The organism is Amazonocrinis nigriterrae CENA67 (genome assembly GCF_016056305.1).
GTDB lineage: Bacteria > Cyanobacteriota > Cyanobacteriia > Cyanobacteriales > Nostocaceae > Amazonocrinis > Amazonocrinis nigriterrae.
Window position 1 is genome coordinate 1 of the sequence record NZ_JAECZC010000055.1, and the last position, 11,900, is coordinate 11,900.

Consider the following 11,900-nt stretch of genomic DNA (forward strand, 5'->3'; position numbering starts at 1 on the left):
CCATTCCCCATTCCCCAGTCCCCAGTTCCCAGTCCCCAATCCCCAATCCCCAATCCCCAATTCCCAAAATGTTCCTCACACAAACTGTTCCCCGTCAAAGAGAAATTATCGAAGTAGTCCTTCGCAATGGCTGGGACTATATGCGGAGGCTGCTGACTGGTGGTAAAACTGATGAACCCCAGCTACCCACACCTGCGGTTTTAAAAAATATCTTGGTGGATTTGGGGCCAGTTTATGTCAAACTGGGTCAGCTACTCTCCACCCGTCCAGATTTACTTAGCGCTGCCTACATTGAGGAACTGTCAACGCTACAAGACGAAGTACCGCCTGTTCCTTGGTCAGATATAGAAGTAGTCATCCGCCAACAACTAAAACGCCCCCTAGAAGAAACTTTCAGCAAAATTAATCCTGTGCCAGTGGCAGCAGGGTCAATTGCCCAAACCCATCGCGCGACATTAGTAGATGGTCGGGAAGTTGCCCTAAAGGTGCAACGTCCAGGAATTGATGTCACCATTGCCCAAGATATTGCTTTAATTCAAGGTATTGCCGATTTAGTCGCACGTACTGAATTTGGGCAAACCTACGAAATCAAATCTATTGCTGAAGAATTTACCAAAGCTTTAGAAGCAGAATTAGACTTTACACGCGAAGCCAGTTTTACAGATGAGTTGCGGCGTAATTTATCACGTAGTCGTTGGTTTGATCCCAAACAAATTGTAGTTGCAGAGATTTATTGGGATTTGACCACAGAAAAATTATTGGTGATGGAGTGGCTGGACGGGGTACCGTTCCTTTCGGCAGATCTGAATAGTAATACAAGTGGTAAAGACCCAGCAGTTGAACGCAAAGCAATCACCACTTTGCTATTTCGAGTATTTTTTCAACAAATATATATTGATGGCTTCTTCCATGCTGACCCCCATCCAGGAAATTTATTTTATCTTAAGGATGGTCGTGTTGCCCTGCTAGACTGTGGTATGGTGGGAAGACTTGATCCCCGCACCCAGCAGATATTAACAGAAATGCTGTTGGCGATTGTGGATTTAGATGCAGGACGGTGCGCTCAGTTAACTTTGCAACTAGCAGATTCTCGGCAGCCTGTAATTTTGTCTCGGTTAGAAAATGATTACGATCGCATGTTGCGAAAGTATCACAATGTCAGTCTGACGGAAATCAACTTCAGTCAGATCATTTATGAAATATTACAAGTTGCCCGTAATAATAAAATTAGGTTGCCTAGCAACATGGGCTTGTATGCCAAAACCCTGGCTAACTTAGAAGGGGTGGCGCGTACTTTCAACCCGGAGGTTAACCTGTTTGATGAAGTCAAGCCATTAATTACAGACTTGTTTCGCAGGCAATTATTAGGCGATAATCCTGTGCGATCGCTCCTCAGAACAGCCTTAGATATCAAAAGTCTTTCTCTACAATCTCCCCGTCAAATTGAACTGTTATTAGACCGAGTTACCTCAGAAACCTTACAGTGGAATTTATCACTACGGGGATTAGATGGTGTGCGGCGAACTATGGATGATGCTGCCAACCGATTATCTTTTAGCATACTAGTGGGTTCCCTGATTATGGGAGCAGCAATTATTACAACAAAAGCGCAGACATCCGAACTATCTTTTTTAAGCAGTGTTTTATTTGCAGCCGCCAGTTTGTTGGGATTGTGGTTAATCATCAGTATATTGCGATCGGGGCGTTTGCGGTAAAATTTATACTTCAGGGCATAGGGAATTGGGAATGGGGCATGGGGGAGCCAGTGCGATCCTGTCGCCTTGCGTCGGAAAGCAACTGGCGTCATTGGGCATTGGGCATGGTAAAAAGCAGTTATTTCCTACTTCTCCCTCATCCCCCCATCTCCCTCATCCCCCCTGCTCCCCATCTCCTATGCTCCCCTGCCTCATAACACATCTATGTCAATCATCATTGCTGAAAATTTAAGTAAATTTTATCCGGTTGCTGTCAAAGAGCCAGGCATTAGAGGGACAATTACTCACTTTTTCCGGCGCACCTACCGTTCAATCAAAGCAGTTGAAAATGTTTCTTTTGAAATTGCCCCAGGCGAGGTAGTAGGATTTTTGGGGCCTAATGGCGCTGGTAAAACCACCACTCTTAAAATGCTCACAGGGCTAATTCATCCTTCTAGCGGTATAGTTAGAGTCGCTGGACATGTGCCGTTTCTGCGCCAAGAGGCATTTTTACAAAAAATTACTTTGGTGATGGGGCAAAAACAGCAACTCATTTGGGACTTACCAGCGCTAGATTCTTTAAAAATCAATGCTGCTGTGTATAACATCTCAGATAAAGAGTTTCAGCGGCGAGTAGGGGAATTAACCGAGATGCTGTCCCTTGAGGGTAAGCTTACCCAACCTGTACGCAAATTGTCTTTGGGTGAGCGAATGAAGGCGGAACTTTTAGCAGCACTTTTGCACCGTCCTCATGTATTGTTTTTGGATGAACCAACGCTAGGACTAGATGTGAATGCTCAAGTGGCGGTGCGTGATTTTTTGCGTGAGTATAATCAGCGCTATCAAGCAACAGTATTGTTAACTAGCCATTACATGGCTGATATTACAGCTTTGTGTCAACGAGTCCTCTTAATTCACCAAGGAAAGCTGATGTATGACGGTAGCTTAGATGGACTGCTGGAACGTTTTGCTCCTTATCGTGAAGTTCATGTAGAGTTAGCCCAACCTCTACCGTTAGAAAAACTGATGGCTTATGGTGATGTGCAACTCTTAGAAGGTCGAGCAGTGTGTTTTATGGTACAGCAAGAAGCGCTTACTCGCACAGTGTCTAAGATTTTATCAGATTTGCAAGTAATCGATTTAACAGTGAGCGAGCCACCCGTGGAAGAAGTGATTGGACGAGTTTTTCAAGCAGGGGTGGTTTAAGGAGTGTGGAGTCAGTTGTCAGTTGTCAGTTGTTAGTTGTCAGTTGTTATTTCTCCCTCATCCCCCTCATCCTCAATGAAACTAATTATTAGGAAAGCCCTAACTTTTTTTTCCGTATACTACGCCTATATGGTTGAGTATCGGGCAGAACTGATTTTATGGGTTTTGTCTGGGTCTTTGCCAATTATCCTTATGGGTATCTGGATACAGGCAGCACAAGGTGGACGGTTCAGTTTGTCACCTGTTGATTTTACCCGTTACTTTCTCACTGTTTTTATTGTCAGGCAAATCACAGTTGTCTGGGTAATTTGGGATTTTGAAAGGGAGGTAGTAGAAGGTAAGTTATCACCCAAGTTGCTACAACCTATCGATCCAGTATGGCATCACGTTGCAGGTCATCTTTCTGAAAGAGTTGCTCGCATTCCGTTTGCATTCTTGTTAATAGCGTTGTTTTTTATACTCTATCCCCAGGCTTTTTGGATACCGAGTTTGATTCAATTCTTGTTATTTACGTTGGCGGTAGCGCTAGCTTTTATTTTAAGGTTTGTGATTCAGTATACTCTTGCCTTGTTTGCTTTTTGGACTGAACGGGCTAGCGCTTTAGAAAATTTTTGGTTGTTGTTTTTTTTGTTTTTCTCTGGAATGATTGCCCCTTTAGATGTGTTTCCTGAAAATGTAAGGGCGATAGTTTTATTTACACCTTTTCCTTATTTAATTGATTTTCCTACGAGTCTTTTAGTGGGGCTACCTGTGGATGTAACGCGGGGATTTTTATCAATGGTGGGTTGGATTTTAATATTTTTGGGTGCAAATCGCTTGCTGTGGCGTGCAGGTTTAAAGCGGTATTCTGGGATGGGTGCTTAGAGGTTGTTTTAATAGTCCCGAAGGGTATATTTTGCACTTTTGACTTCAAGTAACTGCAAGGTAAAATTAAGGTTTCAGCCATATACACAGATGCTTTGCTGTGCTTACTAAAGCAAAAGGCCTTATTAAAATATCCTCTAATGTTACTCACACAGATTTAGTTGTGTATAAATTAAGGTTTTCCATCAATTAGAAGGTGTTTGACTATAAATTCATTTGGAGCCAAGGTTAAGGGATTACTCCATTGACCTATTGGCGGTTTATAATTAGGCGAAGGTGTGGAAATTAAATCCAGGTATTCTGCGGTTAATTTGATTGGTACACCAACAGGTACATTTTTAAGTATTGCTAGACATACAAGTCCAAGTTTTTTTCCTTCTTGTGCAGGCTGTTGAATAACAACTGTATTATTTGACGTAGTGACTTTAACAATAACTTTAGAACATGAATCTGGAAGATGTCCTCCCATTTGTTGACCAAAAAAGATACGAACTCCAATCTTACCAGATGTTAAATTGACTTGGGGAATTTGGGGATTTTTCAGGGCATCAGGATTGATTTGTGGGATTTGCAGCGATTGTGCTGAGGCAATTTCTACACTGCCCACCATTGAGCTAGCAACTGCCATTGCTAAGACGCTAACACGGTATAAGTTAAATTTCATCATTTCTCTATATAGTTAGTAAGCATTATGATATTCACTACCATGTTATTAGGGGAGATTTCGCGGTACGAGAAAATTTGTAATAGTGCTTTTCTTGGCTTAAGTCTTGTGCAACCACACCTAAGTTGAGATTGGCTAGAACACCAATTCCTACCGAGTTGTATTCAAAGATAGTGGGGAGGATGAGGAGGATGAGAAAGATGAGGAGGCAGTGCGGTCTTGGGGTCTCCCCAAGTGGAGCAACTGCCGTGGGGATGTTACTTCGCCATTTATAAATACAATTTATAAATGGCAACTTAGTATCACGAATCAGGGTCAAAAGCCTCGAACTGTGGGAGCTACAACAGGACACCGGGAGGAGGGGGCACTACGTAATACCAATTCTCCGTAAACATGCACTTAATATAAAAAAACGAACCGCCAAGTACGCCAAGGAAGAGAGAAATAAATATTTAGTGCAAGCTTATAGAGATTTGGTATAAGTGCGATCGCTCCTACCCATTTGCCTTTAAATAGAAACAGAAAGTCAAAATACGATTATCATGAAATTCGGACAAAATGCTACTTTAGCTAAGCATCGTTATGGCTTACTTAAAGCATTAACTGTCGGCTTTTTGTTACTGGCATCGATAATGCCTACTGCTCTAGCAAACGAGAGCGAAAAATCTACAGCTTTCGACAGCACAACTACGCTGCAAACCATACTCGCCAGTAGTCATCGCTCACCACAAAATCGTTGGCGAGACAAATACCGCCACCCAGCCGAGACTCTTGAATTCTTTGGTTTGCGTCCGAACATGACTGTGGTTGAATTATGGCCTGGGGGTGGTTGGTACACGGAGATTATCGCCCCGTTTCTGAAGCAAAGCGGACAACTTATAGTTACTAACTTTGCTCCTAGCCAAAGTAAACCAGCCTTGGCTTTCCAACAGAAACTGGCGGCTGACCCAGAGGTTTTTGGTAAAGTCAAAGTGGTTGAAATTAATCCTCCAAATCAACTTACCCTCGCCCCAGACAATTCTGTGGATATGGTTGTTACGTTCCGCAATATTCACAACTGGGTTAGTGCTGGTTATGCAGACCAAGTTTACGCAGCTGCATACAAGGCACTCAAGCCAGGGGGTATCCTAGGAGTTGAAGAACACCGTGGCAAGGTGGGCATTTCTTTACAAGATAGTATAAAAACTGGCTATATGTCAGAAAATGCCGTAATTGCTGCTGTGGAGAAAGCCGGCTTCAAGTTGGTAGGTAAATCAGAGATTAACGCCAACCCAAAGGATACCAAGGACTATCCAGGCGGTGTCTGGACGTTACCTCCAACCTTAAGTCAAGGCCAAAAGGATAGGCAACGCTACCTCGCCATTGGAGAGAGCGATCGCATGACCCTAAAATTTATCAAGAGAACAAAAAATCCCTAATTGCTGCTAAAACCTCTGCTGGGTATTCTTCGTGTAGTCCCAATGAACCAGGAATGACGACGCTTGTCACTTTTGGTAAAGCTGCTATGGCGTTCATTTCTTCTCGTGATTTTGGTGGGCTAGATTCGCCAATCACTATCATCAACGGTACAGATAACGATCGCACAAGTGCCAAAAAATCAGATTGCTCACGTACAGCATCGAGATTACCTGTAACAAAAGCAGCAGAAGCAAATCGCGCTCCTGGTTGTTGAGTTGTCTGCCATTTCTTTTCGATAAAACTGGGTGTAATCTTAGCGACATCTGCAAAGACGTGGCGACGGTACATGAAACTCAAGAAAGATGGTACTGTGTTGAGTTTATACAAGGCTTGGCCAATTATGGGCGATCGCACCAATCCTCTAACGATACCAGCTATCTCTGGAGTTGCCCCCATTGTCGGCAAAGGCCCTCGCCATGTGGGAGCTAACAATACAATTCGCGAAAAGATAGCAGGCTGTTTCACTGCGACTTGCAACACGTAACTAGCAGCATGTCCAGCCGCAACTACAGTAATTGCAGTATTAAAAACAGCTTGGATAAAATCTGACAAAAATTGCTGATATATTTCTGGTCGGTAATCTAAACTAGGGCGAGAAGATTCTCCAAAACCAGGCCAGTCTACTGCTACAACTTGAAAGTGAGGAGCTAGTAACCTGGCCAGTTCGCCCATTTCTGAGCGTGTAGAAACGCTGCTGAAAGCTGGAAGTAGCAATAATGGTGAACCTTTGCCAAGGGTTTCATAAACAACCCGCAATTGTTGGTTTTCCCAATTCCAAAGATATTCTTGAACTACTCCACCAAATCCAACAGTAGCAGAGGTAGATAATAAATTGGTTGACATCAGACTAAATTTTTAAAGTTAGCTAATCATGGAAAAATCACACTGCCTACTCCCTATTTTAAAGCTAGGAGTTAGGTAAATCTAACTTACATTCCAACGCTTTTTTTTGCATGGTTTTAAAAATGTTATAAAAGCCATTAGCGCGGGAAGGTGTCAAGCTGACATTTAAGCCAGTTTCTTGAATGAAATCTGGTGTAAGTTCTAAAATTTCTGTGGGAGTTAGTCCATTTAATCCTTCAATCAAAAGACCAACCATCCCTTTGCTGATGAAAGCGTCGGAATCAGCTATAAATTCGACTTTACCATCATTGAGAGAGGCAGTAATATAAACCTGAGAAACGCAACCAGGTACTTTATTTTCTGGTACTTTGTCAGTTTCTGGAAAACTTTTGAGTTTGTTTCCATACGCAATTAACTGTTCCGTACGTCTTCTTTGGTCGGAAACCCGTTGAAAGCGCTGGACAATTTTAGCAAGAGCAGGTGGTAATGAATCGAGAGTGGAAGACATAAAAGAAGCTGCAAATAATCGGCATCACCTTGAGTTTAAATTATATGCACGAGCGATCGCACTTTCACCGTGCCAATTTTAGATTTGGGATTATAGATTATTTATCGGTTCATGCTCCACGGGCAACTAGTGTGGAACAAATCTCAAATCGCAAATCCAAAATTGATTGACAGCAATTATAGGACTGCTACCGTTGTATCTGTGAATACTAAATAGGTAGCATTTTAGTCTGTCAAGCAAATCTTGTTGGTTTGCTACTTCTATTTTAGTAATTTTAGCGATCGCTGCTGGTAGTGTAAACCAGAAAAACTCAACCGTTAATTAAAAAGCAGCTAGAAATAGTTTTATTAAGTATTGATAACAACTGTTAAATATTAATGCAAAATCAAGATTTTTCTTGAATTGACTTCGCTAATTCCCAGATTATGTTTTCAATCATTAATAAATTTCAGGAGCAAATCAGGTGTTTACTTCAACCTTACTCGCTGCTGCTACCACACCCCTGGAATGGAGTCCCACAGTTGGGCTGATTATAATTATCGCCAACATTATTGCCATTGCCTTTGGCAAATCTACCATCAAGTACCCCAACGCAGGGCCAGCCCTACCATCACCCAATTTGTTTGGTGGTTTTGGTCTGCCTGCGTTATTGGCAACTACCGCTTTCGGTCACATCTTGGGCGTAGGTATTGTCTTAGGACTGCATAACCTAGGCAGAATTTAGTACCGCTTTGCACAAATCATCAAGTCTAAAGACTTGATGATTTGTGCATCTAAGGCTATTTTATAGACGTGAGCCGCTTCCCTCAAGGTATTGCGTCCATATTTCTGCCGTGTGCTGTACTCAAGAACTGAGAAATAAAAAATATCCCATTGTAATTGTTTACTGCTGACTTTTAACAGCCAACAGTCAACAGTCAACAATTTAAAGTAGGATAATTTATTTCTTGAAGTTCCCTAAGTGATTACTCAAGTTAGCCTTTAGTTGATTCTTTTTTGTATAATTCCATAAGCTAGAGAGTCAATTCTCTGGCTTTTTTATATTAATTAGATAGTTACAAAAAGTTTTATAAACTACTTCAGTACTATTAACTGGAATTTTTTTAGGCACTTGGCGCACTCCGCACGCCATTGTTTATACCAGTTGTGTAAGTCCTGTATATCAAAATTTTCTACCTGAATCTTTGCAATTTAAGCATCGTAATACATATCATCAGCCACAAAAAACCGACTCCATAACCTGCTATTATGTCTGTAGGCCAATGGACTCCTAAATATAAGCGGCTCAAACCGATAGCAGCAATTAAAATAACTGCCAAACTGTAAATAACTTTGGCAAACTGAGGATAGTGAATTGCCAACTCGTGAGCAATAAAACCATAAAGTACCATAGAACCTAGTGCATGACCACTAGGAAAACTAAAAGATTTTTCTGAAATCAATTGATGCCACAGTTCAGGGCGAGGTTTAGAAAAAAACAACTTTAGCCCTGTATTTAAAATTAATGCTCCCAAGCAAGCAAGTACAAAAATTTTTGCGTCTTCTCGATAGCGTCGCCAGCAAAGCAATAAAAAAGTAGCTCCTGCAACTATAATCACTGTACTAGGATTACCAAGATTTGTAATAAATAACATGAAATTATCTAAGTTGGGATTAGCAAACTGATGCAGCCATAACAAAAAACTAGTATCAAATGCAAAAGCCTCTCGCTCTAAGACCTCTTCGGCTAGTTTTGCTAAAACAAAAAGAATGAGCAGGCAACTAACAAGTCCAACAATACCAATAGTGGCAACTAATGTAACTAAACGAGGATGTATATAACGCAACCAGAAATGAGAAAGTTGTCGGAGCATATTTAAATGTTATTCATCGTCAAAAGACCTAGCTACTGCTAGGATAGGTCAGCGGAAGTAGGGATATTAGCTAAAATGGATAAAAATTTTCCAAAATAAGCATTCGTTTTCTACTCAATTGGGTAATGCACTTTTTTCTCTTTTCGCACAGAAAAGAATAGGACAACTGCTAGCAAGATAAAGGCGATCGCTGATGCATATTCCCTTGGCAGTGATAGACCGCCATCTTTGACTGGCTTAGTCAAAAAATCTCCGAAAGTGGCTCCGAAGGGGCGTGTGAAGATGAAAGCGAGCCAGAATAGGAGAATATCGCTTAACTTTGTCATGTAATGAAGGGCGACGACAATACCGATGACGCTGGCTGTCACTAATGCCCCCTGAATATAGCTTAGTCCTAAATTACTAGTCAGAAAGTCACCAAAAGCTGTTCCCAAACTGTTAGAGAACACTACAGCCAGCCAATAGGTGGTCTCTGCATCTTTCCTGATGATGGGATAAACGCTCAAATCTCGATCCCGGTAGTACCAGATAGCAAGAACGGTTAAGAGACTGGCTACCAGAATCAGCGATCCCACTGCGTAACCCAGACCGAAAGATCGATCCATCAAGTCTGAAATTTCAGTTCCGGCTGTAGTTGTCGCAATGATGGCTACCCAGTAAAGGGCTGGACGATATCTGTCGGATTGAATTTGAAAAAATAGGAGAATTGACAGGATGGCAAATGTTACCGCAAAGGCTATGTAATACCCCAATCCAAGAGTCATTGAGATGAAGTCACCTGCCGTCTCGCCGAGGGTAGTGGCGATAATCTTCATAATCCAGAAGAAAATTGTGACTTTTGCAACTTTATTCATTTTTTTCTCAAAAAATAGTAAGTCATCATAAATCCATTCAGATGAGCGCAGTATGCTAGAAATAACTGAATGGCAATCAGAAAAGCTCTAAGCTATGTAAAATAAGCACTAGAGTCAAGGTATGGATCATGCGATCGCAAATTCCCAACCAAATCGCCTCTTGACAAATAGAAATATCCCCAAGTTCGACAAGGCGAAATTATCAATCTTCTCGGTCAATTGGCACTAAGCCTGATTTCTTGGGCTTAAGGGTTAAGTAAATCACCAGGCTGATGATTATACAAAGAAAAAGCATACTCGTTCCAACCGTACCATAGCCAAAACCACCATTTTTAGTAGGTTGGGATAATAAATCACCTATCGATGCTCCAAATGGACGAGTCAAGATATAAGCTAACCAGAATGCCAAAACTGCATTCATTCTCAAGTAATAATAACCACTAGTTATGATTACAATTGCCGCCCCAAATACTAATGCTGATTGTGCATAACCCAACCCCGATGCCTCGGCTAAGAGGTCTCCTGTTGAAGTACCCAAGGCAAATGTCAGTAAAATAGCTACCCAGTAGAAAATTTCTCTTTTAGCGGTGTTGATGGAGTGCATGGCTAATGTCTTTTCGCTGAAATACCAAAACACAAAAACTGCCAACAATACACAACTAAAAATTATGGTAGTTGTCACCAAACTCACGCCAAAATCATCTACCAATCTATCAGTAATTAACGTACCGACGATACTTATCAAAACAACCACTAACCAGTAACTCAGTGGAACATACCGCTTCAGCCTAAACTGATTTAAAAGTGCAATCAGTAATAAGCCGCTCATAACATATGATGTAACGCTTAAACCAAAGTGGAGCGTTATTGATAAAAAATCAGCCGCAGTTTCGCCTACTGTGGTTGCTAAAATCTTAATAATCCAGAAGTAAATTGTCACCTCTGGAACTCTGTTTAAAATCTTCTCCATAATATTTTTTATTCTTTATTTTCGGTAGAAATGGAATTAAAGAATACACGATAAAGCTATTTTCATAGCCTAGATTTAGCGTAATTAATAAAAAATCTCCTGCTATTTCTCCCAAATTGGTGACACAACTACTTATTCTGTCAATTTTTTCATAATTTTAATTACGTGCAGAATGATTAGACTTTACACAGCAAAAGTCAAGAAAAAGTCAAGATTTGATTTTTAATGGAGTTTATTCCTGAAAAATCAACTTAAAATAGCTAAAATATCTAATTAAAAGTGAATTATACTATCTTATATTTAATTGATAAAACTCAATTTTATCTTGACTATTTCTGGACTTTTATTACCTAACATGAAAAAACAAACCCAGAATTAAAGGAATTCAACAAGTATGAAAACTTCAACAAAAATCATTTTGGCAGCAGCTTTTGTTGGTACTTTGAGCTTTGCTGGATTACCAAGAGTTGTAGGAGCAAAACAACCACAATCTCCCGTAGAAATTGTACGTCAGCATCATATTGCTAACCAAGTTGCCCAAGCCAGTGATGGTGATGGTGAAACAAACGACGATGTACAAGAACAGCAAGAAGCAGCAAAACTGCAATCACTAGCTAAAATTACAGCACAACAAGCACAGCAAGCAGCTGAAGCATCTGTAGGAGGTAAGGCAAATAGCATCAAACTCGAAAATGAAAACGGCAGCTTAGTTTACTCTGTAAAAATTGGTCAGCAAGATGTTAAAGTCGATGCTGGCAATGGCAAGGTTTTATATGCCGAAAATGACAATCAACAAGATGAGAAGGATGAAGCTACTCGTCCCAAGAGTAGCATTCAAGTTCCAGATACTGGCGATCGCGAAACCAATGATGATAAGTAAGCCAGGAACTTGAAATTACTTACTTTAAAAGACACTAAGTAAAAAACTGTTGTAGCGCATACTAACTAAACATCTAATACATGGGGATTGATGAAGTTAACCTTGA

General features: G+C 40.9%; 13 protein-coding genes. 6 read left to right on the forward strand and 7 right to left on the reverse strand.

The window, feature by feature from the left end; translation table 11 throughout:
- The first annotated feature begins 68 nt into the window (after window positions 1–68).
- From I8748_RS22300 to I8748_RS22310, 3 genes are all read left to right on the forward strand, one after another.
- Window positions 69–1,715: an ABC1 kinase family protein gene (locus I8748_RS22300; RefSeq protein ID WP_198126736.1), complete on the forward strand. Its 1,647-nt coding sequence runs from the start codon at window positions 69–71 to the stop codon at window positions 1,713–1,715.
- A 204-nt stretch (window positions 1,716–1,919) separates the two neighbouring features.
- The gene (locus tag I8748_RS22305; protein ID WP_096553743.1) at window positions 1,920–2,900 is read left to right on the forward strand and encodes an ABC transporter ATP-binding protein; all 981 of its coding nucleotides are present in this window, start codon (window positions 1,920–1,922) and stop codon (window positions 2,898–2,900) included.
- Between the two features lie 75 nt (window positions 2,901–2,975).
- Window positions 2,976–3,764, forward strand: a complete 789-nt coding sequence (locus tag I8748_RS22310) for an ABC transporter permease (protein ID WP_198126737.1) — start codon at window positions 2,976–2,978, stop codon at window positions 3,762–3,764.
- Between the two features lie 172 nt (window positions 3,765–3,936).
- On the opposite strand, the gene I8748_RS22315 is transcribed toward I8748_RS22310, so the two are convergent.
- Window positions 3,937–4,431: a hypothetical protein gene (locus tag I8748_RS22315; protein WP_198126738.1), complete on the reverse strand. Its 495-nt coding sequence runs from the start codon at window positions 4,429–4,431 to the stop codon at window positions 3,937–3,939.
- Between the two features lie 539 nt (window positions 4,432–4,970).
- On the opposite strand from I8748_RS22315, the gene I8748_RS22320 reads away from it, so the two are divergent.
- Window positions 4,971–5,846, forward strand: coding sequence for a class I SAM-dependent methyltransferase (locus I8748_RS22320; RefSeq protein WP_198126739.1), 876 nt, complete (start codon window positions 4,971–4,973; stop codon window positions 5,844–5,846).
- Here the strand turns inward: I8748_RS22320 and I8748_RS22325 are convergent.
- Both I8748_RS22325 and I8748_RS22330 read right to left on the reverse strand, forming a co-directional pair.
- The gene (locus I8748_RS22325; RefSeq protein WP_198126740.1) at window positions 5,824–6,729 is read right to left on the reverse strand and encodes an alpha/beta fold hydrolase; all 906 of its coding nucleotides are present in this window, start codon (window positions 6,727–6,729) and stop codon (window positions 5,824–5,826) included. The two genes, I8748_RS22320 and I8748_RS22325, sit on opposite strands and share 23 nt — an antisense overlap.
- A 64-nt stretch (window positions 6,730–6,793) precedes the next feature.
- Window positions 6,794–7,237, reverse strand: a complete 444-nt coding sequence (locus I8748_RS22330; protein ID WP_198126741.1) for a SufE family protein — start codon at window positions 7,235–7,237, stop codon at window positions 6,794–6,796.
- 463 nt (window positions 7,238–7,700) lie between these two features.
- Between I8748_RS22330 and psaK the strand changes: the two genes are divergently transcribed.
- On the forward strand, window positions 7,701–7,961 hold the full coding sequence (gene psaK, locus I8748_RS22335) for a photosystem I reaction center subunit PsaK (RefSeq protein ID WP_198126742.1): 261 nt from the start codon (window positions 7,701–7,703) through the stop codon (window positions 7,959–7,961).
- Here psaK and I8748_RS34700 read toward each other — a convergent pair.
- The 4 genes from I8748_RS34700 to I8748_RS22350 all read right to left on the reverse strand — a co-directional run bounded on the left by I8748_RS34700 (window position 7,958) and on the right by I8748_RS22350 (window position 10,914).
- A complete protein-coding gene (locus tag I8748_RS34700; protein ID WP_214662703.1) occupies window positions 7,958–8,158 on the reverse strand; it encodes a hypothetical protein in 201 nt (66 codons plus the stop codon). The genes psaK and I8748_RS34700 overlap by 4 nt on opposite strands.
- 251 nt (window positions 8,159–8,409) lie before the next feature.
- Complete coding sequence (locus I8748_RS22340) at window positions 8,410–9,090, reverse strand: phosphatase PAP2 family protein (protein ID WP_198126743.1); 681 nt, start codon at window positions 9,088–9,090, stop codon at window positions 8,410–8,412.
- Window positions 9,091–9,200: 110 nt separating this feature from the next.
- Complete coding sequence (locus I8748_RS22345; RefSeq protein ID WP_198126744.1) at window positions 9,201–9,944, reverse strand: COG4705 family protein; 744 nt, start codon at window positions 9,942–9,944, stop codon at window positions 9,201–9,203.
- A 202-nt stretch (window positions 9,945–10,146) separates the two neighbouring features.
- The gene (locus tag I8748_RS22350) at window positions 10,147–10,914 is read right to left on the reverse strand and encodes a COG4705 family protein (RefSeq protein WP_198126745.1); all 768 of its coding nucleotides are present in this window, start codon (window positions 10,912–10,914) and stop codon (window positions 10,147–10,149) included.
- 394 nt (window positions 10,915–11,308) lie between these two features.
- Here I8748_RS22350 and I8748_RS22355 point away from each other — a divergent pair, with 394 nt between their 5' ends.
- On the forward strand, window positions 11,309–11,794 hold the full coding sequence (locus tag I8748_RS22355; protein WP_198126746.1) for a PepSY domain-containing protein: 486 nt from the start codon (window positions 11,309–11,311) through the stop codon (window positions 11,792–11,794).
- The last annotated feature ends 106 nt before the right edge of the window (window positions 11,795–11,900 follow it).